Source organism: Elusimicrobium simillimum, assembly GCF_049639735.1.
Classification (GTDB): domain Bacteria; phylum Elusimicrobiota; class Elusimicrobia; order Elusimicrobiales; family Elusimicrobiaceae; genus Elusimicrobium; species Elusimicrobium simillimum.
Window position 1 is genome coordinate 1,783,153 of sequence record NZ_JBEVVA010000003.1, and the last position, 23,907, is coordinate 1,807,059.

At 43.9% G+C, this 23,907-nt stretch carries 23 protein-coding genes, 2 tRNA genes and 1 pseudogene; 11 read left to right on the forward strand and 15 right to left on the reverse strand.

Annotation, left to right across the window (positions count from 1 at the left end; genetic code table 11):
• Positions 1-85 precede the first annotated feature (85 nt).
• From AAIR98_RS09065 to AAIR98_RS09105, 9 genes are all read right to left on the reverse strand, one after another.
• A complete protein-coding gene (locus tag AAIR98_RS09065) occupies positions 86-784 on the reverse strand; it encodes an RsmE family RNA methyltransferase (RefSeq protein ID WP_423971875.1) in 699 nt (232 codons plus the stop codon).
• A complete protein-coding gene (locus tag AAIR98_RS09070) occupies positions 784-1,254 on the reverse strand; it encodes a GDYXXLXY domain-containing protein (protein ID WP_423971876.1) in 471 nt (156 codons plus the stop codon). The genes AAIR98_RS09065 and AAIR98_RS09070 overlap by 1 nt, the downstream gene beginning before the upstream one ends.
• Positions 1,244-2,284: a DUF4401 domain-containing protein gene (locus tag AAIR98_RS09075; RefSeq protein WP_423971877.1), complete on the reverse strand. Its 1,041-nt coding sequence runs from the start codon at positions 2,282-2,284 to the stop codon at positions 1,244-1,246. Before AAIR98_RS09075 ends, AAIR98_RS09070 begins: the two co-directional genes overlap by 11 nt.
• A complete protein-coding gene (locus AAIR98_RS09080; protein WP_423971878.1) occupies positions 2,274-3,173 on the reverse strand; it encodes a DUF2157 domain-containing protein in 900 nt (299 codons plus the stop codon). Before AAIR98_RS09080 ends, AAIR98_RS09075 begins: the two co-directional genes overlap by 11 nt.
• Positions 3,173-4,288: a molecular chaperone DnaJ gene (dnaJ, locus tag AAIR98_RS09085; protein WP_423971879.1), complete on the reverse strand. Its 1,116-nt coding sequence runs from the start codon at positions 4,286-4,288 to the stop codon at positions 3,173-3,175. Before dnaJ ends, AAIR98_RS09080 begins: the two co-directional genes overlap by 1 nt.
• An 84-nt stretch (positions 4,289-4,372) precedes the next feature.
• Complete coding sequence (locus AAIR98_RS09090; RefSeq protein WP_423971880.1) at positions 4,373-4,870, reverse strand: type II secretion system protein; 498 nt, start codon at positions 4,868-4,870, stop codon at positions 4,373-4,375.
• Positions 4,860-5,981: a DegT/DnrJ/EryC1/StrS family aminotransferase gene (locus tag AAIR98_RS09095; RefSeq protein WP_423971881.1), complete on the reverse strand. Its 1,122-nt coding sequence runs from the start codon at positions 5,979-5,981 to the stop codon at positions 4,860-4,862. Before AAIR98_RS09095 ends, AAIR98_RS09090 begins: the two co-directional genes overlap by 11 nt.
• A gap of 6 nt (positions 5,982-5,987) precedes the next feature.
• A complete protein-coding gene (locus AAIR98_RS09100; protein ID WP_423971882.1) occupies positions 5,988-6,623 on the reverse strand; it encodes an MgtC/SapB family protein in 636 nt (211 codons plus the stop codon).
• A gap of 26 nt (positions 6,624-6,649) precedes the next feature.
• Positions 6,650-7,696 carry a DUF1646 family protein gene (locus tag AAIR98_RS09105; RefSeq protein ID WP_423971883.1) on the reverse strand — a complete coding sequence of 349 codons (1,047 nt, stop codon included), beginning with the start codon at positions 7,694-7,696 and terminating at the stop codon, positions 6,650-6,652.
• Positions 7,697-7,853: 157 nt separating this feature from the next.
• Between AAIR98_RS09105 and AAIR98_RS09110 the strand changes: the two genes are divergently transcribed.
• Complete coding sequence (locus tag AAIR98_RS09110) at positions 7,854-9,164, forward strand: cation:proton antiporter domain-containing protein (protein WP_423971884.1); 1,311 nt, start codon at positions 7,854-7,856, stop codon at positions 9,162-9,164.
• Here AAIR98_RS09110 and AAIR98_RS09115 read toward each other — a convergent pair.
• Together AAIR98_RS09115 and murI are read right to left on the reverse strand one after the other, a co-directional pair.
• Positions 9,161-9,850 carry a purine nucleoside phosphorylase YfiH/LACC1 family protein gene (locus tag AAIR98_RS09115; RefSeq protein WP_423971885.1) on the reverse strand — a complete coding sequence of 230 codons (690 nt, stop codon included), beginning with the start codon at positions 9,848-9,850 and terminating at the stop codon, positions 9,161-9,163. The two genes, AAIR98_RS09110 and AAIR98_RS09115, sit on opposite strands and share 4 nt — an antisense overlap.
• Before the next feature lie 9 nt (positions 9,851-9,859).
• Positions 9,860-10,657, reverse strand: a complete 798-nt coding sequence (murI, locus tag AAIR98_RS09120; protein WP_423971886.1) for a glutamate racemase — start codon at positions 10,655-10,657, stop codon at positions 9,860-9,862.
• A 51-nt stretch (positions 10,658-10,708) separates the two neighbouring features.
• Here murI and AAIR98_RS09125 point away from each other — a divergent pair, with 51 nt between their 5' ends.
• Both AAIR98_RS09125 and AAIR98_RS09130 read left to right on the forward strand, forming a co-directional pair.
• Positions 10,709-11,542, forward strand: coding sequence for a hypothetical protein (locus tag AAIR98_RS09125; RefSeq protein WP_423971887.1), 834 nt, complete (start codon positions 10,709-10,711; stop codon positions 11,540-11,542).
• On the forward strand, positions 11,539-12,462 hold the full coding sequence (locus tag AAIR98_RS09130) for an FkbM family methyltransferase (protein ID WP_423971888.1): 924 nt from the start codon (positions 11,539-11,541) through the stop codon (positions 12,460-12,462). Before AAIR98_RS09125 ends, AAIR98_RS09130 begins: the two co-directional genes overlap by 4 nt.
• 92 nt (positions 12,463-12,554) lie before the next feature.
• Here AAIR98_RS09130 and AAIR98_RS09135 read toward each other — a convergent pair whose 3' ends face one another.
• Both AAIR98_RS09135 and AAIR98_RS09140 read right to left on the reverse strand, forming a co-directional pair.
• Positions 12,555-12,857: a hypothetical protein gene (locus AAIR98_RS09135; RefSeq protein ID WP_423971889.1), complete on the reverse strand. Its 303-nt coding sequence runs from the start codon at positions 12,855-12,857 to the stop codon at positions 12,555-12,557.
• A gap of 13 nt (positions 12,858-12,870) precedes the next feature.
• Positions 12,871-14,037 carry an autotransporter strand-loop-strand O-heptosyltransferase gene (locus AAIR98_RS09140; RefSeq protein ID WP_423972045.1) on the reverse strand — a complete coding sequence of 389 codons (1,167 nt, stop codon included), beginning with the start codon at positions 14,035-14,037 and terminating at the stop codon, positions 12,871-12,873.
• A 207-nt stretch (positions 14,038-14,244) separates the two neighbouring features.
• On the opposite strand from AAIR98_RS09140, the pseudogene AAIR98_RS09145 reads away from it, so the two are divergent.
• The 7 genes and pseudogenes from AAIR98_RS09145 (at position 14,245) to AAIR98_RS09175 (ending at position 17,845) form a co-directional block, all read left to right on the forward strand.
• Positions 14,245-14,683, forward strand: a pseudogene (locus tag AAIR98_RS09145) (GNAT family N-acetyltransferase).
• 289 nt (positions 14,684-14,972) lie between these two features.
• Positions 14,973-15,046, forward strand: a tRNA-Val gene (locus AAIR98_RS09150).
• Between the two features lie 158 nt (positions 15,047-15,204).
• Positions 15,205-15,642, forward strand: coding sequence for a type IV pilin protein (locus tag AAIR98_RS09155; protein ID WP_423971890.1), 438 nt, complete (start codon positions 15,205-15,207; stop codon positions 15,640-15,642).
• A gap of 189 nt (positions 15,643-15,831) precedes the next feature.
• Positions 15,832-16,335 carry a type IV pilin protein gene (locus AAIR98_RS09160; RefSeq protein ID WP_423971891.1) on the forward strand — a complete coding sequence of 168 codons (504 nt, stop codon included), beginning with the start codon at positions 15,832-15,834 and terminating at the stop codon, positions 16,333-16,335.
• Positions 16,336-16,529: 194 nt separating this feature from the next.
• Positions 16,530-16,604: transfer RNA gene (locus AAIR98_RS09165), tRNA-Val, on the forward strand.
• Positions 16,605-16,786: 182 nt separating this feature from the next.
• On the forward strand, positions 16,787-17,332 hold the full coding sequence (locus tag AAIR98_RS09170; RefSeq protein WP_423971892.1) for a type IV pilin protein: 546 nt from the start codon (positions 16,787-16,789) through the stop codon (positions 17,330-17,332).
• 21 nt (positions 17,333-17,353) lie between these two features.
• The gene (locus AAIR98_RS09175) at positions 17,354-17,845 is read left to right on the forward strand and encodes a pilin (protein WP_423971893.1); all 492 of its coding nucleotides are present in this window, start codon (positions 17,354-17,356) and stop codon (positions 17,843-17,845) included.
• Between the two features lie 53 nt (positions 17,846-17,898).
• Here the strand turns inward: AAIR98_RS09175 and AAIR98_RS09180 are convergent, their stop codons facing one another.
• Together AAIR98_RS09180 and AAIR98_RS09185 are read right to left on the reverse strand one after the other, a co-directional pair.
• Positions 17,899-18,543 (reverse strand): YrbL family protein, encoded by a 645-nt coding sequence (locus AAIR98_RS09180; RefSeq protein WP_423971894.1) that lies wholly within the window; start codon positions 18,541-18,543, stop codon positions 17,899-17,901.
• 213 nt (positions 18,544-18,756) lie between these two features.
• Positions 18,757-19,932, reverse strand: a complete 1,176-nt coding sequence (locus AAIR98_RS09185) for a hypothetical protein (RefSeq protein WP_423971895.1) — start codon at positions 19,930-19,932, stop codon at positions 18,757-18,759.
• 247 nt (positions 19,933-20,179) lie between these two features.
• On the opposite strand from AAIR98_RS09185, the gene AAIR98_RS09190 reads away from it, so the two are divergent.
• Entirely contained in the window at positions 20,180-23,899 is a 3,720-nt protein-coding gene (locus tag AAIR98_RS09190; RefSeq protein ID WP_423971896.1) for an ATP-binding protein, read from the forward strand.
• Positions 23,900-23,907: the final 8 nt, after the last annotated feature.

Below are 23,907 nucleotides of genomic sequence, written 5' to 3' on the forward strand. Positions count from 1 at the left end.
TACTTTCCATTAATAAAATCTATGTGACATGCGGGCGGAGACAAGCTCCGCCCCTACCTTATAAATAACTGAATATAAAAATCTGTTAATAGCTTTTTTGCAAAGTTATGGCGGCGGCCGCTATGGCGGCGGTTTCTGCACGCATTATGTTTACGCCAAGCGTGCAAAGTTTTGCGCCTTTGCTTAACGCAAGCGCGGCCTCTTCATCAGTAAAACCGCCTACGGGGCCTATAAAAATGTTAATGCTTTTTTCTTGCCCCAGGGCGCTTAAAAGAGTGGTTGCTTCCTCGCGTTCGTACGCCATTATATTTACGCCGTCATTTTCCAGCGCGGCGGCAAATTTTACGGGGGCAAGCAAGGCGGGAATGTTGCCTGTTTCGCACTGTTTTACGGCGGCTAAAATAATGCTTTCCCAGCGGTCTTTTTTACTATCCCATTTTTTAATTACGTCATGCTCAGTGCGGGCTGTTATTATAGGTAAAAACCTGCTTACGCCAAGCTGCGTGCCTTTGTCTAAAATCTCTTCCACTTCACCACGCCCGACGGGGGCAAAGCAAAGCGTAAGGTTGTAGTACGGCAGTTTAACGGGCAGTTCGCGCTCAATAGTGCCGCTGACAAGGCTTTTGCTGACATTTTTTATTACGGCGGCAAACTTTTTGCCGTTGCCGTCAAATATTTTTATACTGTCGCCCGCTTGCGCGCGCATGGCGGCGGCCAGGTGTTTGGCTTCGTCACCTGTTATAGTAAAAATGTCTGCGTTAATGTCTGCTAAATATTGCGGCATTACGGGTGAATCTCCTTTAAATCTGCGCCTGCTAAATCTTTAAGCACTACGCCGCCTTTACCGTCGGCCTTTAACACGGCGTATTTGGCATTGTCATATAACTTGGCATAGCCTTCTTGGAAGAAAAATGATTCCGGCGCCAAGCGGTAGCCGTAACGTTTTTTGTAAACTTTCAGCCACACTGCGTCGCCCGTGCACTTTTCAGATATAAGGTCTTCTAAGTGCCTGCCTATGCTTTTGGAATCTAAAATAAGGCAGACATAGTCTTTTTTATTTGGGTTAACTGTGTTGGTGTTTATCCTGTAGTTTAGCGCCATATAATCGCCCTGCATAAGAGAGCGGGGGTCAACGGGGGCAAGCTCCATATAAAAAGTTTTGCCTTTGGCCAGCACATACTGCTTTTGCGCTATCATGCCCAAAAATATAAGAATTATTACACCTGAAAAAATTAAAAAAAGTTTAGCGCGCATAGTTAAACCTCTTTATTAAATAATACGCCGCCAGTACAACCGCGCCGCTGGCCATAAGCAGTACTGACTTTGCCAGCAAAGTTGTGTCTAAATTATAATACAGGTAAATTATACCGCCCGTAAGCACTGCGTAAGATAAGATTTTTATTTTAATATCTCTAAAATACTGGCCTATAAGCAGGTAAATAACACCGTAAATTATAGGTAAATTAAACGGCAGCATAACGGCAAAAAGCGCAAATGGCGCGGCAATGTAATACTTATTTAATTTGCCCTGCTGGTACGCCAGCGCCGTTATAAAAACAGATAAGAATACCGCCAGGCAGCCCTTATACATATTAAACATAACTACCATGTAAGGCACGCCGTGAATACTTTTTGTAGTAACCATGCCTGTGATAGTTGGTATTATCATGCCCGCGCACAAGGCCCAGGCAATAGGATAAAGAACATTTTTTCTGACGGCAAAGATAATAGCGCTTAGCACAAAAGAAATAAAAATAATATCGGTATTATAAATGCCAAAATAATTTTTGAACACAAACATCTGCAAGTAAAAACCTATCACAAAAGCCAGTACGGATATAAACCTGTCAGCAGTGTTTCTAAACAACATATACGGCACTGCAGCCATTACAAAAAGTAAAACAACCCAGTCCCATTCACGCGCCGTTCTTATTGCGCCCGCAAAAATGCATACACGCGAAAAAAGCATGGCAACCAGCAAAACCTGCTCGGCAAAAAACCTGAAAGTAACGCCAAACTTAGGCGTGACAAAATTATATAAAACTATACTGCCAAGCATTAAAACAATGCCGACTGTAAGCGCTATCGTTTGTATTTCACCATAAGCCAGCATTCTTACAGCAGCCGAAAGAGCGGCAAAAAAGAACCCGGCCGATACTACCGCGCCAAAGCCCAGCAGCACCTTTATTATAACGGGCAAGTCCGCGGTTTTTTGTTCTAAAAACTTTTTAACTTTTTCATGCTTTTGGGCGGGGATAAGGGCTAACAAATTATCAAGCGTCATGTTTTACCCCCTTAAAGCGTTTGTGCGCCCATAGCAGAAAATATCCCAACCCGCCGGAAAGCAGTAACGCAAAAACAGCGTTAGCAACCCACATTGTTTGAAGTATATGCACATTGGCCTGGGCAAATATAAACACGCCAAACGCCAGCGCGTTAACACCCACAAAATATAAGTTTTTATTTTTAAAATAATAAACGCCCATTGCCAAAACCCACAGTAAAAATGTGCTGATGTGCATAATGTTGCCGCAGTGCGGCATAGCAAAGCATGTAAGGAAAATTGTTATATATGTGCCCAGCAAATAGTAAAAATATTTTTCTTGTTTAAAAACATCAAAAGGCAGACAAGCAACAATAAAAAGCGGAATATTTACCGCGCACAAAGCGTAAAACGGCGCATAGGCCGCGTTCAAAAACACCACCGTATTAAGCAAAACTATAAACAACACCCAAATTGCGCTTTTGTGCGCGACAAAAGCAAGCGGCAACATTAACGCCGCCCACGCCAAAAACAACTGCCACGCGTTTGCCCCCGTCTGGTAAACCTGGCCGAACACAGCCAAAAACGCGCCAATCAAAAAGCATGTTAAAAATGAAAGCACCGTGCCAGCCATACCGTCCAAACCCTTTTTATATGCCGCCCCTGCCGCCGCGCCAAACAGCAAAATACACGCCCCAAGTTTAGACCACGCGGGTATAAGAAACCAGTTATAAGCAAAAAAGAAAACTACGCCGGACAGCGCCAAAAGAGCGCCCAGCACAAGCAGGTTTTTAAGCGCCCAATCTTTCCAGTCAATCGGCGCAATTTCCCCCAGCATTTTGCAGTACGCGCTGTAGGTAATAAGGTTTTTACTCAACAGCGCGTCTAAGTTTTCTTTATTTATATTCATTATTTTTTAAATAATTTTTCTAAAAAGCTTTCTTTGGGCCCCGCTTCTTTATCAAGCTCTTCCAAAAGTTCTTTTTGCTTTTTACTTAATTTTTTGGGCACTTCTATTAAGGTAACAACTTTTAAATCACCAAAACCGCGTTTGCCTATGTGCGGCATGCCCTGGCCTTTTACCGTATAAACCGTGCCGTATTGCGTGCCTTTGGTTATGGTAAGCTCTTGCTCTTCTTTTAAAATATTGGGTACTTTTATTTTACCGCCCAAAGCGGCCGTGGTAAAAGGTAAAGGCACTTCAAGCACCAGGTCATCGCCCTCGCGGGAAAACACTTTGTGCTTTTTAACGTGCACTTCTATGTAAAGGTCCCCATAGCCGCCGCCTTTGGTGCCTATGTCGCCGCCGTTTGATACGCGCAGCGTCATGCCGGTGCGTATGCCGGCGGGCACTTTAACGGTAATAGTTTTTCTGCTTTTTTCCCTTCCGCCGCCGTGGCATTTTTTACACGGATGCTCAAGTATGGTGCCCTGGCCGCCGCAGTCCGGGCAGGCCTGGCGCATGCTGAAAAACCCTTGGCTAAACTGCACTACGCCGCTGCCGTGGCAGGTGGAACAGGTGCGCGTTCCGGTACCTTTTTGGGCCCCGGTGCCTTCGCATTCTGCGCAGGTGTCCATCTGGTCATATTGTACGGGGGTGTCTAAACCTGAAAAGGCTTCTTCAAGGGTAATCTCAATATCCAGCTTTAAATCGTTGCCTCTTTGCGCTCTGCTTCTGCTGCCGCCGGCGCGTTGCCCGCCAAAACTGCCGCCAAACATATCGCCAAAAACGGAGCTGAAAATATCGTTAATATCGGCAAACCCGCCACCGTGAAATCCGCCCGCGCCGGAGTTATTAAGCCCCTCGTGCCCGTAGGTATCGTAAACCTGTCTTTTGGAGTCATCAGATAATACGGAAAACGCCTCGTTCACTTCTTTAAATCTTTCTTCCGCTTCTTTATTACCGGGGTTGCGGTCCGGATGATATTTCATGGCCATGCGGCGGTAGCTGGCTTTTATTTCCACCGCTTCCGCGTTTCTGGCCACTTCTAAAATTTTGTAATAATCTTCCTTCACTTTTGCCATTGTAATCCTCTTAAGTAAGTATAAAAACATAAAAACTCCGCAGCGCCGTGCCGTAGGGGCAAAGCAATAACGGAGTTTTTGTGTCTATGGTAAGTCAAATTTAAGCGCGTCTGATGTCTCTATACCGCCGATAGCGCGGCAAACTCTGGCGCCTTTATTGTTAGACGCTATGCACTTTTTGGTTTCGTCGTAATAGTTAAAGTCTAAATAATAATTTTCTAAACCGGAAGTCTGCGAATAATGATTGGTAACCCCGCCCACATAGGTGGTTATGGAGTATTTACCAAAGTTAACAGTATCGTTAGTGTTATTCTTGTTGCTAAAAGTAGCGGACGGGAAAGAAACATCCAGAGTTTTTAGGTTTGTAGCATACGGGTAAGCCGTGCCGTTGGGCTGCTCGCCCGCAAACCTTAATTGCGCGGCGTAAAGCACCTGCATAGTGTCGTACGCTTTTTTGCCAAGCGCTATATCAACTGTGTTAATATATTTGGGCAGCGCTATAGCCGCAAGCACAGCTATAATAACCATTACTATCAGCAGTTCTACCATTGTAAAAGCTTTTTTATTATTTTTAATCTTCATAAAATGCCCTTATTACTTTGCACACTCTTTCCACCTGCGCCTCGGTCATTTCCGGAAACATTGGTAAGGAAAGCACTTCCAGCGCGGCACGCTCCGCGTTGGGGTAATCTTCAGCCTTAAGCTTAAGATTTTTATATACAGGCTGTTTATATAACGGTACGGGGTAATAAACCGCGCAGCCTATATTATTCTTTTTAAGGTGAGCCATAAGCTCGTCGCGTCTTTCCGCGCGTATTGTAAACACGTAAAAAGACTGGCTCCAGCCGTTTGGCGTTTCCGGCGGCAACACTACCGGCAGCCCTTGCAAACCGTCCGCGTAAAGGTTGGCCACATATTTCCTGTCATCCGTCCATTGTTTCAAATGACGCATTTTTACGCGTAATATGGCGGCCTGCACCTCGTCCATTCTAAGTGTGGAGCCCTCGTAATCATATTCATACATTTTATCTTTGGCGCGGCCGCTGTGGCGTATGCTGCGGCAAAGGTCGGCAATGTGCTCGTCATTAGTTGTAATGGCGCCGGCGTCCCCGCACGCGCCTAAATTTTTGCTGGGGTAAAAGCTGAACGCGCCCGCGTCGCCTATGCCGCCTGTTAAAATACCGTCGCACTCGGCCAAATGGCTTTGGGCGCAGTCTTCAATAACTTTTAAATCATGCTCTTTGGCTATGCGCATAATTTCAGGCATATTGGCAGGGTAACCGTAAAGGTGAACCGGTAATATAGCCCTGGTTTTTTTTGTAATTTTACGTTCAATATCTTTTGGGTCTATATTATAGGTAACCGGGTCAATATCGGCAAACACAAATTTGGCGCCTGTCAAAGAAACTGACGTTGTGGTAGCCACAAACGTAAAAGGCGTTGTAATAACTTCGTCCCCGTGGCCTATACCCGCGGCCATAAGCGCTATTTGTATGGCGCTTGCGCCGCTGGAGCAGGAGATAGCGTATTTGGTGCCCATCATAGCGGCAAATTCTTTTTCAAATGCTTCTGTTTCAGGCCCCAGAAGCCACTTCATAGAGTCAAGCGCCTTCACGGCCGCTTCGTTAATTTCTTTCTTAAGACTTTCGTGCTGGTGCTGCAAATTAAACAACGGTATAGTTTCATCTGGCATAGTTTTTTACCTCGTTAAATCCTTAACTTCAGGCATTTCAAACAGCTCCTTAGTTATTCTTTCAAATTCTTTACCCGTAAATGTGGCCACCATGCTGGCGTGAAAGTAGCCGTTTTCTTTTAAAACCTTTCTGCTAAGTATTTCCACCCCGTGCTTTTCCATGGTGTGTGAAATTTTATCTATAACTTTCCAGTTAGGCTCACACACTACGTTAAGCGTTTCATAACGTTTAACATGGTCCAACAGCCTGAGTGTTTTTCTAAGCACAAGCTGCACGGTAAGCACCAATGCCGCCGCCGTAGAGGCTATAATATAATCCCCAAAACCGACAGCCATACCCACAGCCGCCACCAGCCAAACACCCGCGGCTGTTGTAAGGCCTGATATTTTAACGCCGTCTCTTATAATAGCGCCGGCGCCCAAAAAACCCACGCCAGTTATAATCTGCGCCGCTATACGCGCCGGGTCAGCACCCAGGCCGGCGGCTTTAAGAGAAACAAGCGTAAATAAAGTGGAGCCTATACAAATTAAACTATTAGTGGCAAACCCTGCGGGTTTGTCATTATACTGCCTTTCTAAACCTATCAGCCCGCCCAAAGCAAGCGAAATAAGCAAACGCTCAATAAAAACCATTTCTGTCATATAACCCTCTTGCCAAACTGCGTTGATTAATGCGGCAGTACTAACATCATTATAATAAAATAGCCTAGCATTAAAACACTGCCTATGGGAATAGCCTTTTTGGCCCAGGCGCCGCTTCTTATATTAAGCTTAGACGCGCAAATAATATTTGGTATATTGCCCGGTATCAGCAGGCCGCCTGCCAAAACAAGCCCCATTAACAGGAACTGTATTGTGTGCGTGGGCATAGCGGGCACAATTTCTATGGCGGCTAAAGTGGCGTTGTCTAAAATGGCCGAGATGCTGTTAACCCAATAAAGCACAGGGTCGGACAATTTAAAAATAGTGATTTCCGCCAACGGTTTAAGCCCTTCGCCCAAAAACACAAGCGCGGCTACAAAGAAGTAAACTTTTACGCTTCTTATAATAATTTGCGCGGGAGTTTCTTTTTCTTGGCGTTTTTGGCCTATAATAGAAATTCTTTTTTGTTTAACAAACGCCGCCATACCGGCGCTTATAAGCACGCCGGGTAAAATAAAAGCGGCCAAAATTCTAAATAAATAAAAGAAGTCCGCGTTATGCGGCGGGCCGCTTAGTTTAGAAACCGTTATAGTGGAAAGCGGTTCCCCAATAGGTGTAAGCACCGCGCCCATACCTATGGCAAAACACGCCATTACAACAACGTGCACTTTGCTGTCGTCTTTTAAACCAAGTACATTTACAGCTTCCGCCAGCATTACGGCGGCCACTATGGCCGTGATAATGCTGGAGCATAACCCCAGGCCTAACACAACCAAAAAGATTGTAACCTTAAAACCTATTTTGTGGGACAAACGCAACATAAAAAACCGAAACTGTTTGCCTAACGCCCTAAAGGCAAAACCCAGCACAACAACCGCTATGGTTATCATAACAGGGTCTTTTGCGGCGTCGGCCACTAAATGCCAGCTCCATTTTTTTGTGATGGTAACCGCAAGTATACCCATTACTAAAAGAAAGGGTTCCAGGTTTTCCTCAATTTTATGAATAGTAAGAGGAAGAATAAGTACTAAAAGTACAATAAAAGACAGACATATTATGGTAAAGTGACTCATGCTTAATTATAACATTTAGCCACCGCCGGTGCCAACAAAAAAAGACCTAATATAAATGATAAACGCATCATTAAAACCACGCAGATTTTACTATTGTAAAGAGCGTAGGCCTTTTTTGAATGTAATATGGCTATTCAAAAACTGCTAAACTGTTGGTATGGCTATAAATATTACATTTTCTATCTTTTTTATAGGGCTTATACTTATATTAGGCCAGGTATTCAGCGCGACATTCCAACGCACCCGCGTGCCTGATATCCTGCCGCTTATGCTGCTGGGCTTTCTGCTTGGCCCCACACTAAAACTGGTTAACCCCGACACCTTTGGCCAAATGGGGCACGTGTTTACGGAAATAGTGCTGATACTTGTAATGTTCCAAACCGGGGCGGCGTTCCGTCTGTCTTACCTTAGAGACTCCTTTCTGCCGGGCCTGTTTTTTGCGGTGGCGTACATACTGCTTGTTGTTATAGTTATAACCATATTAACAATGAAGATGCTTGGCCTGCCTATGCTTTACGCGGTAACGCTGGGTTTTATATTGGCGGACAACTCGCTTGTTATCATAATGCCTATGATAGCCAAGTTTAACATAACACAAAATTTAAAAACAATTTTAACCGTGGAAAACGCCATGGGCAGCATGATAAACGTAATAGTGGTACTCGCGCTGTTAAGCATGGTATCGCAGCAAAAATTAGCCACGCATATTATAGCGGGTGAAATACTTTACACATTTTTAATGGCCGCGTTGGTGGGCCTGATAAGCGGTATTTTTTGGACGGCCGTGCTTGATAAAGTAAGAATGCTTGAAAACTCTATGGTGCTGACATTCGCTTTTATTTTAATTGTGTACAGCGTTTCCGCCGCCGTAGGGTCCAAGGGCGCTATCGGCGTGCTTATGCTGGGCATAGTAATGGGTAACATAAGAGTACTGCAAAGGTTTTGGAGCAAGCGTATAGACCTTAAGGCAGAGTCCTTTAAAGGCACTGAAAGAAACTTTTTTTCGGAAATTGAGTTCGCTTTTAAAACATTATTTTTTGTATATATGGGCATGAGCCTGTATATACAAAACAAATACCTTATTATATGCGGCGTAATACTGGCGCTGGTTAAGTACATTATACGCATACCCGTGGTTAACCATTTGTTAAGCAAAAATATTAACAGGCATGACGCCGCCGTGGCGTTTGCCATGGTGCCCAACGGGCTTGTCAGCGCTGTACTGGCGGCCACAATGGCGCAGCAATACGGCGCGTCTAAAGGTATAGAAGATTTAGTTTACTCCGTAATTTTCTTTACGGTTATATTCTCATCGGTACTGTCATTCTTTATAGAAAAGGGCTGGTTTGGCAAAGTGGGCAATGTGTTGTTTTACAGGCACGCGCCATACGTGCCAAAAGAAGAAGCCCCCGCCGAAGAACACCCGCAGGAAACGCCGCCCCAGCGGGAACAGCAACAATGTAATTAACCTAATTTGTAAATAAAGGACATTATGCAGTCTTTGGTATGGTCACGGCGGTAGGAGAAAAACACGTCCGGGTTGTGGCATGTGCAAAAGCACGGGGTGTGCACGTCCATCTGATCTATATTAAACCCAGCCAGCTGCAAGCGGATTTCCGTGCGTAAATTAACATAAATTTTGCCGTTTCTTTCCTCTACGCTTGCGGGGTTAAAATTACCAACAATATCATTTTGTACTTCAAAACAGCAGGACTGTATATGCGGGCCCGCAAAAGCGTACAGTTTTTTGGCCCCGCGCTCAAGCAGTTTCTCGGCCAATAATTTTGGCATACCCGCAGCAACGCCGCGCCAGCCGGCGTGTATAAGCCCGACATTTTTGGCGTTTTCATCCCACATATAAAGCGGCACACAATCAGCCGTTAAAATAACGGCGCCGGTGCGCGGGCGGCTGAGTATCCAGCCGTCGGCCTCAACTAAATTTTGTGTATAATTATTAAAATCCTCGTCGGTATCCACGGTCACTATTTTTGTACCGTGTACTTGTTTAAACTTAACAAAATTTTGCGGCGGCAGGCCTATGCGCTCAAAAAACGCGTCTTGGTTTTTATACTCGCGCATATTGCCAAAATCACGTGAGGCAGTGCCGTTCATCACGCCAAGCGCTTGCAGGCGTTCATCGCTAAATATTTCCATAATACCAACCTAGTTAAACTTTTTTAAATGTGCTTTAGATATTTTTTTGCCAAGTATTTTAGAGGCTTTGTCCGCAAATGTTTTGGGCGCGTCGCTGGCGTAAATGATAACTTTGCCTTTGCCGCTTTTATTAAGCTGCCCGCCGGCCTCCAACATTTTTGCCACTTGGCAGGAAACAGACTCGGCCGAGTCTATCAAATTTACTTTGCCGCCCATAATGCGCTTGAGCAATTTTTTAATTATCGGGTAATGCGTACAGCCTAAAATAAGGGTGTCCGCGCCGCTGGCTTTAATGGGTTTAAGGTATTCTTTGGCCACAATTTCCGCTACTTTTGTCTCGTTCCATTCTTCTTCAATTATAGGCACAAAAAGCGGGGCGGCGGTTTGCAAAACTTCTATATTTTTATCCAGGCTTTTTAACATTTTTTTGTAAGAATTACTTCTTACGGTGGCGCTGGTGCCTATAACGGCGACGCGTTTGTTTTTGGTTTTTTTAACGGCGTCCATACTGCCCGCTTCTATCACACCCACCACGGGCACTTTAACATTTTTTATAACTTCGGTTATGGCTAAGGCAGAGGCTGTGTTACACGCTATTAACAGCATTTTAATATTTTCAGATTCTAAAAATTTAGCTATTTCAAGCGAGTATTGTATAACCGTTTCCGGGCTTTTGGAGCCGTACGGCACACGCGCGGAATCGCCAAAGTAAATCACATTTTCTTTAGGTAATTTTTTGGTAAGTTCTTTTAAAATTGTAAGGCCGCCAAGGCCGGAGTCGAATATCCCGATAGCTCTTTTATCCATAATTAAATTATAGCTAACTTTTTAGTACAATAAAGCAAACCCGGGGGAAATATGAGCGATATTTTAAATAAAAACGAAGTTAATTATATTTTGCGTACTCTTAAAAATTTGTCTGATGTAAACTTAGACAGTTACCTGCAAACACACCTCTATAATAACCCAAAATATAAAGACCCAGCCAAACTTAACCTTAGCGAGTTTAAAGTATTTTCGCAGGGCGGCGAAGACGGGCTGATACAAGAAATTTTTAAACGCATAGGTACTACTCCCAACAGGTTTTTTGTTGAATTTGGCGTAGAAACTGGTGTGGAAACCAACACCACTTACCTGCTGCACAACAACTGGCGCGGCGCGTGGATAGACGGCGGGCAGGAAAATATTAACGCTATTAACCAAAGTTTTAAAAGCGTAATAGCCGATGGAAAATTAAAAGTTTTGCAAAGTTTTATAACCGCTGAAAATATAGAAAGTTTATTTGCACAGGCTGCCGTACCGTATGAGTTTGACCTGCTTTCCATAGACATTGACCGGAATGATTACCACGTGTGGAGCGCAATTAACAAGTATTCGCCAAGAGTTGTTTGTATTGAATACAACGCCATATTCCGCCCCGGCTGCGAATTTATTGTGCCTTATGACCCGCAGGCAACTTGGGACGGCACCACCAACTTTGGCGCCAGCTTGCAGTCGCTTTATAATTTGGGCGAGACTAAGGGCTATACACTTGTCGCCTGTACATTTAGCGGCGTAAACGCCTTTTTTGTGCGCGACGACTTGGTTGAAAATTTATTCACAGGCCCGTTCACGCCTGAAAACCACTACGAGCCCGCCCGCTACTTTTTAACAACATTAACCAGCGGACACCCGAGAAGAATAAATTTATGAACGCCATAGATTATGTAAAAAAAGCGCTGCCCGCCATTACAAAAAGTGAGCTAAGCCCGCTTACCCAAAACGCTGAAAGCATAGCGCTGGCGTCGTCTTTATTTGAAGATGAGGCCAGCCGAAATGCCTTCCAAAAAGAATTGGCTTTTATGCTGCTGCGCCGCCTTATACCGGGGCCGGACGCCGTAAAATACGCCGGCAATGTAACGCATGAACACTGGGTTAACGCCATAGAAAAAGCCAGAACTTTAATAGCCAAAGGTGATATACCTAAGCTGGACCTGCCGTTATCCGCACAATCTTGGGAAATACCCGCTATGTACACCTCCACATTTATTTTTAACCAATATTCCACCTCAAATGTAACACCTGAAAACACAGTATTTCTTGACTGCGGCGGGTGCTGCGGGGAGACTGCCGTTTGGGCTGTCATGCATGGCGCAAAAAAAGTTTACTGTTTTGAGCCTAACCCCATTCTTACCCCTTACCTGCAAAGCAACCTGCAAAAATATTGCCAAGGCAAAGCCGGGCACGTGCCATATGGCGTAGGTGAAAAAGAAGGTGATTTTACGGTGGAACTATCGCACGAAAGCATAGGCAGCGCGCAGTTGGTACCCGCAGCTAAAGATACTCCCAGAGACCAAATAATTCCCGTTACCACAATTGACAATTGGTGCACTAAAAACAACATAATACCCGGGTTTATAAAAATGGATATTGAAGGCGCGGAAAATGCCGCCCTTAAAGGCGCGGCCAAGACAATAGCGGCGCATAAACCAAAACTGGCAATATGCCTTTACCACAGCCTTAACGATATGTGGGAGATACCCATACTTATTAAACAAATCATGCCAAACTACCGCCTATGGTGCCGCAAAAACGCAGAGGCGGTGGAATTTGTGCTGTACGCGTCGGTTTAAATATTCTCCTCTCCCCTAAGAGGGAGAGGATTATAAAAATAATACAGCCCGCGCTCTTGCGCGGGCTGTATTATTTTTAAAACAAGCTTGACTTAGAAGCGGCCTACGTTTGACGTAACAGGCCCTACATTTGATGTTACCGGGCCAACATTTGACGTTACGGGACCTACGTTTGATGCAACCATTATAGGGCCCACATTGGAAGTTATGGGACCGACGTTTGATGTTACCGGACCGACGTTTGACGCAACCATTACGGGGCCTACATTTGACGCTACAGGACCAACGTTAGATGTTACGGGCCCGATGTTGGACGCGGCGTAACCTGTGGCTGCTGTATAAGAACCCGTTGTATAACCGCCCGCAGGGGTTACAGCGTTATTTCTTGTGAACATATTTACCTCCTTTTTAATTTAAAAAATTGTTGTCCGCCATTAATCTGTCTATATGCCCTATTACCTGTTTTGCGGTAATCAGGCGGGTGCACTCAAATTGTCTGTCTGTGCCTTTTAGACGGGGGCACCAAAAATAGTCGCCGTGTTTAAACGGTATGCAGGCGTCGTCCCAGCAACCGTAACAGCCATGCGTATTATAAACCCTGTACGGGGTGTAAAACTCGCACGTAGGCAAAGTAAAACCGCTTATCAAAACTACAGGCCTTTTGGCCGCCCAGGCCAGCCACGCCAGCCCGCTGGACAGTCCTACAAAAAAGTCCGCGTGCGCCAGCAGTGCCGCGCGTTCCGTTAAAGGTTTATTACCTGTAAAATCCTCCGCGCCGTGCGGTATATGGTTCCAGGTAAAGTCATGGCCCGCTACAGCGTCTCTGTCTATACAAAGTACACGGTAACCTAAAGTTTTCAAATATTTTACAACGTCATCCCACCCGTTTGGGTTATTCCAATATTTAGCCTGGCAAGAGGCCTTGGCCGCTATACAAACGTACGGTTTTTTTATGGTACGTTCATAGTCCAGCTTAATACGGGGCGGCGTTTCATCTGCGTCAACACCCAATATATAGGCCGCACTTTTAGCAATGCCCGTTATACGAAAGTCCAGCGGCTGGTGTGTATTGTTGTTGTTAAAGAACAAACCCATTCTATAAGTTGCGTACGGGTTTTCAAATTTTAAATCATCTTTACCTATACGGGTAAAGCGTATTTGCGGGTAGCTTGGCTCAAATAAATCCGCCATTTCAGGCGCCATGGTAACTTCCGCCTTACAGCCATGTTTTAGGCAAAACTTTTCAACATACGGAAACCAGCCTATAATATCGCCCAGCGTGCCAACCGGGAACTTAAAATGTACTTCCTTACCCTTTAGGTCCAGCTCATGCACAAAAAACGGTTCTTTTTCATCGCCTTTCCATATTAATATGCGAAAGGGAACATAATATTTTTTAGCGCTTAAAACCAACCCCTCTTCAATATCCGCGCTGTAAATTGTATTGCCGGATTCTATATCCTCAAACTGTACATACCAATTGCCCTTGGGCAGCCACACGCGCGCGCCGTCGTTAAAGTCATATTTTATGCCGTGCGGCCCCGCTTGCGTAGGGGTTGCGGGCGAGGGGATTATAAAAGGGTCATCACTAGCCCCGGGGCGGAAGCTGCCTGCGTTAAATCATTTTCCAACCCGCTGTTTTTATTCATAATAAAATCCTAAGAAATCCTGCCTCAGCTTAGATAATACATAAGCTGCCCCGCAATGTCAAACATAATTAGTACCCATTAGAAGTACCTATAAAGCCGTCCGTTATAAATTAAAATTTATATAATAAACCTAGTGACGATAGAAAAAATAACCTCCAACAAAAAACAATTCCTGCCCCTACTGCTTTTAGCTGATGAGCACGAAAGCATGATTGACAAATACCTTGAAAACGGCGATATGTTCGCGCTGAATGATAACGGCGTAAAAAGTATTTGCGTGGTTTTACCTATAGAGAAGGACACCGTTGAGTTAAAAAACATAGCCACATACCCGCAGGAACAGGGCAAAGGCTACGCTACGGCTCTTATAAAACACATTTGCGGTTATTACAAAGACAAATACCAAACAATGCTTGTGGGGGGATATACCTGGCATACTGGCATTCTATAAAAGTTTTGGTTTTGAAGAAGCGCACCGCATTAAAAACTTTTTTACGGATAATTATGATCACGCTATGTTTGAGGGTGGGGTACAACTGGTAGATATGGTTTACCTTAAGAAAACGCTTTAATTTATGTTTTTGCTCAGCAATAAAGCAGAAATTATATTTTTTAGTATAACTATATAGAAGTTAAACAAATTTTTAGCCCAGTTGGCGCAGCGAAAAGTGAGGCAAGCCTGCCGAGCGTATCAATTAGTAAGCGCTGCAAGTGTTAAAACAGAATTTAGTTTTAAGTTGCACATCAAGTCGTTAATTATAATTTTAGCCCAGTTGGCGCAGCGCTAATAGCATTGGTTGTTCCCGCAGGGAACGCGCTTTAGATAGCAGCGCATGAAGCAAAGTAGTTTTATAATTTTTAGCCCAGTTGGCGCAGCGGTAGCGCGTTCCCTTGACATGGGAAAGTCACAGGTTCAAATCCTGTACTGAGCACCATTTTTATGACCCCCGCACTACAAAATACGGTGGTTATTTTTGTTTTACAACGCCCATTACTTGACGGGAATATTTTGTATAATTTTTGCAATATAAACACATTATCTTAAAAACAGAAAGGAGTATCTATAAAAAAGGGCTTTACACTTATAGAACTGTTGGTAGTTGTCTTAATTATCGGCATTTTGGCGGCTGTTGCGCTTCCGCAATATACAAAAACCGTTAAAAAAGCAAAAGGCATAGAAGCTCTGACTATGGCAAAAGCAGTGTCTGACTCTGCGTCAAGATACTATCTTGCAAACGGATCTTATAATGACTTTGTTGTTTCCACTTACTACAGCACAGGAATGGACGCTCTTGATATAGAAATCCCGTGGAATGATAAGTCTTTCTGGCAGTTATATACTGACGGTACAATGGGTAATACCACCGGCAGCAATAAACGGTTGATTTATGTAACCCCCAGCGAAACTATACCAGGAAAACAGTTTGCTACTTTAGTATATTCGCATGAAGGGGGTAAAGTAATAGAGAGCTATTGTCCTTCTTATGAAAAAGAATGCAAAGCCTTCTTTCCCAACTTGCCGCATAAATAGGCCTCCGTATGAAAAAGTTTTAATTTTTAAGAACAGGTGTTTTGTCTCTAGAGAAATACAGAATATACTATTATTCTTTTATATTCTATATAAAGCGCCTGGCTCATAGAAATCTGCACTCTCAGAAAGAATATTTTGTATACTTTTTTAGTTCTAAATAATATTATTTTAATAGAAAGGTTAGCCAATATGAAAAAAGGGTTTACGCTTATAGAATTGTTAGTAGTTGTCTTAATCATCGGTATTTTGGCGGCGGTTGCTCTTCCGCAATATACAAAAATCGTAGAAAGAAGCAAGGTTTCAGAGGCTTTAATAATACAAAAAGCAATGTGGGACTATTTGGAAAGACACATGCTCCAAGAAGCCTGTATAGGCGGAGAAATAGATTACAATTCTATGGATATAGAGCTACCTTTAACTAAAAATTCCTGTAGTTGGATGTCAAATAAAAATTTTTCTTTTTTCGCTGAATGTTCTCCCGGGTCCGCTCCATCATATTGGTCCTGGGCAGCAAGAAATGATGGAGAAGAGGGTGAATGCTTTTCTTTTAAATATTCCTTTGCTACATTTCATGAAGAAGGCAAAACATTCAAACAATGTTTTACTTGGGAAAACCCGCTAGGCAGAAACATTTGCAAACAATTAGAAGGGCAAGGATTTGAATATGTTGATTCCACGTTTGGCCCATTCTAAAAGATTTTTTACAAATATTTATTAAGTTTGTATAATAATAAATAAGCAGTTTAATTCTGTTCCCTCTGCAAGAGAAGGTTTTAAATCAAAATAGGTAAGCTGAAATCTAAGAATTAAAACAAACTCCGTTGGCGCAGTTGCCAGTAATATCAGTTCGTTCCTTGGAACGTGCGCACAACCAGAACTAATTTATTGCCCAGTTGGCGCAGCGGTAGCGCGTTCCCTTGACATGGGAAAGGTCATAGGTTCGATCCCTATACTGGGCACCATTTTTTAACCCTGCACGTAAGTGCGGGGTTTTAAATTATGACCTTCAAGCCGCAAAGGCTTTTAATTTGCGGTGCCCAAGTACAAAAACATCCCTATACTGAGCACCATTTTTAAATCCGCCAAACGGCGGGGTTTTTTGTATAATCTATACAATGTAATATCCCAAGCATAAGGAGAAAATATGCCATTCACCCCGCCGCTGGCCATAAGATATACAAAACAGAACTGTTGTCTCAAAAAATGCTCCTCAGGTTTCACACTTATCGAACTTTTAGTTGTTGTATTAATTATAGGCATACTGGCCGCCATCGCGTTGCCGCAGTATAATAAGGCTGTAGCAAAATCACGCATAGCTGCGCTTACACCCGCTATTGAGGCCGTGTACACAGCACAGAAAATATATTTTATGTCACACGGCGAGTACGCCAAAGATTTAAATGACCTGGATTTAACCATCTCCGGCATTGAGTTCAAAAACTCATCGGGCCAAGTTTACAGAATGTATTTAGACTCTAAAAAAAAGACACTTGTGCAGCTTTCTGAAGGTGCTGCGTGCGGACAAGATACAAGAGTCCCCGGCGTAACCGTATACCTGTTTTACAACCGTGACGCAAGGCTAAAATCATGCTATGCCAAAAACGCGGCCGCCGCACCCATCTGCAAAGCTTTCAGCACAGCGCCTTGCAACAAGTATGGTGAAGACGGCGTTGTCTGCAATATGGAATAACATTAATTAAGGGGAAGTAAAATGAAAAAAGGTTTTACACTTATCGAACTTTTAGTTGTTGTATTAATTATAGGCATACTGGCCGCCATCGCGTTGCCGCAGTACACAAAAGCCGTGGCAAAATCCAGGTTATCCGAAATGGTTCTTATCGCAAGAAGGATTATCAACGAGCAGGAAATATATACCCTGCAGGCTGGCGACGTAACTACCGACTTGTCCGAACTGCTGGAAGAATGTAGTGAAGAAAGCAGCCAATGTCTGCTTTTTAAAAAATATAACATAGGCATAAACAGAACTAACGTGGGTGAGTATTATTTTCAGGTAAGATACGATTTTTCTCTTAATAACACCACAATGCCTTTTATTGAATACAACAATTCCCCTTGGCCGCCATGGGGCGGGTTCTTCTGCATAGCCACAACAGGCACTATACAAGAAGACATTTGCAAAACAGTAGGGAAACTGGACAGAAAAGACGACACTTGGAACACAAGCTATTTTAGAATTGATTAGTAAACATTTAATAATCCCCGCCATAAGGCGGGGATTATTATTTTATCTAAAAACTAAGACCTGCTGTCCGCAAATTCCAAGCCGGCAAACAATCCTTTTATAAGCGTATCGTCTTTATATTTGTCCGTCATAGAGATGATAAACCTGTTCCACAATCTTTTTACTTTGGCGGCCGCCACGGTATCCAGGCAGTATTCCAGCGGAATTAAAGAAGAACTGCCGATATCGTTAATCAGCATAAACACGCATTTATCTTCGCTTTCACGCTTGCATAGTATATTAAAAGGGTATAAATCCATAGGTATCAAAAGATATTGCAGCATATTTTCACGCAACTGCAGCAAACCGCTTTTAAGCACGCAATGGGCTTTTTCTATTTCCTTTCTGTATACAAAACAGCTTTCCAAATCTCTGGACACGCGCCCGTCATAGTCTGTTACCAGGTCAAACACATGGCCCGGGCCTTTATCAGTTTCCACCGCGCCGTGGTAATAGGGTAAAAAGGTACATTTTTCCCTGCGGTCTTTTAAAACTTTTGTAAGGTAAAAAATTTCCCGCTCTAAATCTTTTTTGCCGGGCTCGTTATAAGCGACTTTTATGCATAGGTTTTTATCATGCGGATGAGCGTAACACTCTTTATGGCTGCCCCTGGCCACAAAAAGGTCTTTGGTTAAAGCTATTTCACTAGTAAGGTTCATACAAAAAATCTCCGTTAGATTACATTTTAGTAATCTTCTTCTAAGAAGACAAGCTTTATCAGAATACAGAACTACCGGTCGGTAGGATTTTAGAGGTAAATACAGCGACACAAACGTAAACCATGTTTTTAAACTTTTGTAACACTTAAAGCAAAAAACAATAAACGCCCCGCTCAAATAAACGGGGCGCTATATTTATACGAAAGTCAGGTTTTAAAACTTAAGCACAAACCATGTTTGCAGCTTTTTGGTGTCTTTGTCTTGGAAGTCAGAATCTGCAAATAAATAACCGCCCGCAACGCCAAGTTCTAACCATTTGTAAAGCTGGTAGGTAACTTTAAGGTCAAGCTCCGTGCCTCTGTTAGCGGCAATTGTTCTGCTGTGGTTGCGGCTTCTGTAATAGTAACCGTCCAGTGAAACAAGCGCTTTAGGCAAAGCGTCCATACCAAAGTCTAAACCGGCGCTGTAAATTTCAGCGTCTCTAAGAGCGCCGCCGCCAAGGGCCTGTTCCACTATTAAACTGCGCAGGTAGGTAATTGTGTTCCAATGTGTTGTGCCCGTGCCCCAAATTACGCTGGCTTTAGGAGTAAGCGTAACGGAACCGGCTTTCTGTTTATACCTGGCGTCGGCGTGGAAAAACTGGCCGTGCTGGTGCTCTTCGTTACGGTTGGCTATATAACGGAAGAACGCTGTGGCGTTTTTATATTTAACGGTAGGTTTGGCGCTGAGTAATGTATAGTCGCCAACATGTTCTGTATGAATGTTATACGCGCTTAAATAAAGTGAGAGGTAGTCATTAACTTTGGTTGTTGACTGAAAACCGAAAGCGTATTTATCTGCAAGTTCGCCCCAAATTAAATCAGCCTCTTTACCGGCAAGCAGCTGTACTTCTGTGCCTTTAATTCTTACTTTAGCGCTGGCGCCGTCAATGGCCGCGTAAAGGTTTCTTTCTACGGAATACCCTAAAGGTTTGTAAAACACGTCATCCGACGCGTAAAACTGTCTGCCCAGTTTAATATCAAATGTATCAAAAATATTTTTAAACTCAGCGTAACCCTCTGCAAAGTTAAGTTTGTTGTCCAAGGTGTCGCTGGCAAAGGTTTGGCCTTTGTCTGAGCCCCAAAGGGTAAAATACCCGGCTCTGGCAAAAACTGTAATATCGGGCGTAATACGGTAGCCCGCGCCAAAAAGTATGCGGGTGGGGGCCGTATTATAGTTTACCGTTGCGCCGGCGGGGCCTGTACGGTCTATAATATCTTTGTCAAAAATGCCAAAGGTTCTTACTTCACCGTCTATGAAAAGCTTGTCTTTCCATATATCAGTCGCGGCAAAGGAAGATACTGCTGTTACAAGTGTAAGACAAACAACATATGCTAGTTTTCTAAGCATGTTTTCTCCTTTAATTTTTTTACCGTATGGTGTACGGCGGTCGGGTGGTGGTCAAATACAGAGTTAAAAACGCCAATACTGTCTTACTGCCTGTTGTTTTAACCGTAAGTGACAGTTTATTAAACTATATTCAGGGGTAAAAGTAAATCCTGTAAATATATCACATTTATATTATAAAATATATATCACTCTGATTTTTATTATTTAATATAATTTATAATTATATTGTGTCTATGGAGAAACCGCTATGATGGGATTAAAACGCTTTCAAGGTTATTTTAACTTGCTGATGGACAACTTGCTTAACAGGTTCGGCCTTGGCATGAGAACAAAACTTATCATCATATTTCTGGTAGTAAAAGTAATTCCGCTGGTACTGCTTACCGCCATTGCCTGGAGGCAGATGAACATACTTGGCGACTCTCTTAGAGATATCGCGGTTAGCGATTCTACCGCCGCCCTTAACAGCAGCGCCACCGAAAACATTGAACGCATGACCACAGACACCGCCGGCGACGTGGCTAAATTTTTATATGAACGTGACAGCGAGATACTATATCTTTCCAAAGTCCAGCCTACCCAGGAAAACTACCGCGCTTTTATAGAAAACAGAGTGGGTAAAGTTATAGTAAGAGGCAAGTGGAAACTGGCTGACGACGGCATGTCCTGGGTGGAAGCGGACAGAGAGCCCATAGAAAATGAAGAAGGCGTGTCCACCAACAAAGAAAATAATGACAGAGACGGCTTTCACTACCGTTACCCGGACCATTTTAAATATAAAGAAGTGCCGCTTTATGATGAGGTTGCCTTCATAGATCTTGACGGTAACGAGGTTGTTAAAGTAACAACCCCCAACACTACTAAAACACGTTACCCACTAAGCCCGGTTAAAAAGAATATTTCCAACAGGCTTAACACTTATATAAAGGCCGAAACACATTTTCCTAAACTTAAAAAATTAAAACCCGGCGAGATTTTTGTTTCTGACGTTATAGGCGCGTACACAAAGTCCAACTATATAGGCATGTACACACCTAAAATTGTAGAAAAAGCCGCTAAAGACCGCGGCTATGACATACCCTACAAGCCTGAGGAACAGTCTTACGCCGGCATGGAAAACCCCAACGGCGTGCGCTTTGAGGGGATAGTACGCTGGGCCACCCCGGTTACCGGCGCAGACGGTAAAATTAAAGGCTACGTAACCTTCGCGCTTAATCATGACCATATTATGGAGTATGTTGACCATAACACACCCATGAACGAACGATATACAGAACTGCCGGACGCTTATGACGGCAACTACTCTTTTATTTGGGATTATAAAGGCCGCAGCATCTGCCACCCCAGGCACCATTCCATAGTGGGTTTTGACCCAGAAACGGGCGAGCCTGAAATACCATGGCTGGAGTCTTCCATCTACGAAGCGTGGCAAAAGTCAGACGTAAAAAAATGGACGGATTTTGTAAAAGACTGGCCGACTTTTGACCATCAGTCTAGGGAAAAGAAGCCCGCCCTCGCTCTTACTAAAGCAGGTCTGGTAGGCCTTGACTGCCGCTACCTTAACAACGCGCCGCAGTGCACAGGCTGGATGGACTTAACCAGAGACGGCGGTTCCGGCTCTTTCTATATTTTATGGAGCGGTTTATATAAACTTACCACAGCCGCCGCCATACCCTACTACACTGGCCAGTACGCGCCGTCGGCTGAAAATGGTTATTCTAAGCGCGGCTTCGCGTTTGTCGCCATAGGCGCCGGGTTGGAGGACTTTACCCGCCCAGCCAAAGACACGGAACTTAAACTTGTGGGCACTATTGAAAAAAACCTTACCCAAACATTCTTCCAGCTTATTATTACAACAGCGCTGCTTATTTTAGTAGTGGTTTTAATAGCAATATGGCTGGCCTGGACGCTTATGGATAACATTACCAGGCTTATCAGCGGCGTATCACGCTTTAGAGCAGGTGAAAGGCAGTTCCGCTTTAACGCCCCTGTTAAGGACGAGTTTGGCCAATTAGCGGATTCCTTTGACGACATGGCCGACAGTATTGTTGACAGTGTTAAAAACCCGCTTAGCATTACAGACATGAACCTCAACATTATTTATATGAATGACCAGGCCTTAGCGCTTGCGCAAAAAACACTGGCTGAGGTTGTTGGCACATCCTACACACAAAACAGCGTTTATCCTGTGGGGTCAAAATACTGCCCTATCACAGCATTGCAACATGAGCGTGAAGCCGAAATTTATTATGTTGAAAACAGCGGCCGTTACGTAAGAGGCACGGCAAACTACTTCCTTAATAAACAAGGCGAAAAAATAGGGTATATCGTTGTAACTAACGACGTTACCGAAATGCTTTTGGAAAGAAACAAAATTGAAGAACAGAGAATACTGCTTGACAAAGTATTTTCAGCCTCCCCCGACCTTATTTGGTATGAGGACGCTAAAGGTAAATATCTTACGGTTAACCCGCGTTACGCCGCTATTTCCAACAAACCTAAAGAAGCGTTTACCGGCCATACCGCCGCGGAGATGTTCCCGCCTGAAATCGCGCAGGAATTTACCAAAAACGATATGGCGGCAATTGAGTCAAAAGCGCCTTTATATACAGAAGAAAAAATTATATTCTCCGACAAACACGAGGAAATACTTGACTCCGTCCGCACTCCTATATATGACGCTAACGGCACGTTGGTTGGCGTGCTGGGCTTTGCCCGCAACGTTACCGCCCGCGTACAGATAGAGAAGGACTTGCGTGAAGCGCAGCTTAGCCTGGAACAGGCTGTAAATGACGCTAACAGAGCCAATGAGCATAAAGGCGAGTTTTTAGCGCGTATGAGCCACGAAATACGCACCCCCATGAACGCTATTATAGGGCTGACAAACATTGTGCAGAAAAAGCTTGAGGGCATGAACCCTGCAGAGTTGGAAATGCCTACCGTTAAGTCTCATGTTAACCAGATAGAGTCCTCCTCGCAGCACTTGCTTGGCTTACTTAACGACATTTTGGATATTTCTAAGATTGAAGCAGGCAAAATAGAACTATCTGAAGAGATATTAGACCTGCCCAAACTTATAAACACGGTTGCCACTATTATAAAGCCGCGCTGTGATGAAAAGAATATTACGTTTAATGTTTCAGTGGATTCTTTCACCCCGCCCACGTTCCTTAGCGATTCACTTAGGTTGCGCCAGGTGCTTATTAACCTGCTTGGCAACGCCGTTAAATTCACCCCGGAACTGGGTAGGATTGACTTCCGCGTAACAAACAAAGGCCGCCAGGAAGATAAAACTCTTATAGAGTTTACGGTTGCGGACACCGGCATAGGCATATCCGAAGCCATGATAGAAAATATATTCAAGCCTTTTGAACAGGCAGACGGTAAAATAGCCAAAAGATACGGCGGCACAGGCCTGGGCTTATCAATAAGCAGGCGCATAGTGCAGCTTTTCGGCGGCAACATCGCCGTTAAGAGTACGCTTGGCAACGGCAGTGTTTTCTCCTTTGAAGCATGGTTTAAAGAAACTATTACAAAAGAAGTTTCAGAGAAAAAGGCCGACGACGCCACAGGTAAATTTGACGGCAAAAAAGTCTTGCTGGTTGACGACGTTGAAATCAACCGCATGATTGTGGAATCTCTGTTAGAACCCACGGGCGTAGCCATAGACCACGCGGATGACGGCGTGGTGGCGGTACAGAAGTTTAAAGACTCACCCGCCGGCACGTATGACATTATATTTATGGACATACAAATGCCTAATATGGATGGCTATGAAGCGGCGCAGTCTATCAGAAATATGGACCGCGCGGACGCTAAAACCGTCCCCATAGTGGCGCTGACAGCCAACGCGTTTAAAGAAGATATTGATAAAGCGCTTAAGCACGGTATGAACGACCATATAACCAAACCTGTTGAAATGGAAAGGTTATTTGAGGTGCTGTTCAAATATCTGCCGCATAACTAATATAAAAA

Excerpts from the sequence above, each read along its gene's own strand:
- AAIR98_RS09135 (WP_423971889.1), bottom strand. The coding sequence starts at position 12,857 with ATGTTCACAAGAAATAACGCTGTAACCCCTGCGGGCGGTTATACAACG.
- AAIR98_RS09160 (WP_423971891.1), top strand. The coding sequence starts at position 15,832 with ATGAAAAAAGGGTTTACGCTTATAGAATTGTTAGTAGTTGTCTTAATC.
- AAIR98_RS09190 (WP_423971896.1), top strand. The coding sequence starts at position 20,180 with ATGATGGGATTAAAACGCTTTCAAGGTTATTTTAACTTGCTGATGGAC.
- AAIR98_RS09090 (WP_423971880.1), bottom strand. The coding sequence starts at position 4,870 with ATGAAGATTAAAAATAATAAAAAAGCTTTTACAATGGTAGAACTGCTG.
- AAIR98_RS09130 (WP_423971888.1), top strand. The coding sequence starts at position 11,539 with ATGAACGCCATAGATTATGTAAAAAAAGCGCTGCCCGCCATTACAAAA.
- AAIR98_RS09100 (WP_423971882.1), bottom strand. The coding sequence starts at position 6,623 with ATGACAGAAATGGTTTTTATTGAGCGTTTGCTTATTTCGCTTGCTTTG.
- AAIR98_RS09180 (WP_423971894.1), bottom strand. The coding sequence starts at position 18,543 with ATGAACCTTACTAGTGAAATAGCTTTAACCAAAGACCTTTTTGTGGCC.
- dnaJ (WP_423971879.1), bottom strand. The coding sequence starts at position 4,288 with ATGGCAAAAGTGAAGGAAGATTATTACAAAATTTTAGAAGTGGCCAGA.
- AAIR98_RS09105 (WP_423971883.1), bottom strand. The coding sequence starts at position 7,696 with ATGAGTCACTTTACCATAATATGTCTGTCTTTTATTGTACTTTTAGTA.
- AAIR98_RS09125 (WP_423971887.1), top strand. The coding sequence starts at position 10,709 with ATGAGCGATATTTTAAATAAAAACGAAGTTAATTATATTTTGCGTACT.
- AAIR98_RS09095 (WP_423971881.1), bottom strand. The coding sequence starts at position 5,981 with ATGCCAGATGAAACTATACCGTTGTTTAATTTGCAGCACCAGCACGAA.
- AAIR98_RS09075 (WP_423971877.1), bottom strand. The coding sequence starts at position 2,284 with ATGACGCTTGATAATTTGTTAGCCCTTATCCCCGCCCAAAAGCATGAA.
- AAIR98_RS09080 (WP_423971878.1), bottom strand. The coding sequence starts at position 3,173 with ATGAATATAAATAAAGAAAACTTAGACGCGCTGTTGAGTAAAAACCTT.
- AAIR98_RS09065 (WP_423971875.1), bottom strand. The coding sequence starts at position 784 with ATGCCGCAATATTTAGCAGACATTAACGCAGACATTTTTACTATAACA.
- AAIR98_RS09070 (WP_423971876.1), bottom strand. The coding sequence starts at position 1,254 with ATGCGCGCTAAACTTTTTTTAATTTTTTCAGGTGTAATAATTCTTATA.
- AAIR98_RS09170 (WP_423971892.1), top strand. The coding sequence starts at position 16,787 with ATGCCATTCACCCCGCCGCTGGCCATAAGATATACAAAACAGAACTGT.
- AAIR98_RS09185 (WP_423971895.1), bottom strand. The coding sequence starts at position 19,932 with ATGCTTAGAAAACTAGCATATGTTGTTTGTCTTACACTTGTAACAGCA.
- murI (WP_423971886.1), bottom strand. The coding sequence starts at position 10,657 with ATGGATAAAAGAGCTATCGGGATATTCGACTCCGGCCTTGGCGGCCTT.
- AAIR98_RS09110 (WP_423971884.1), top strand. The coding sequence starts at position 7,854 with ATGGCTATAAATATTACATTTTCTATCTTTTTTATAGGGCTTATACTT.
- AAIR98_RS09175 (WP_423971893.1), top strand. The coding sequence starts at position 17,354 with ATGAAAAAAGGTTTTACACTTATCGAACTTTTAGTTGTTGTATTAATT.
- AAIR98_RS09115 (WP_423971885.1), bottom strand. The coding sequence starts at position 9,850 with ATGGAAATATTTAGCGATGAACGCCTGCAAGCGCTTGGCGTGATGAAC.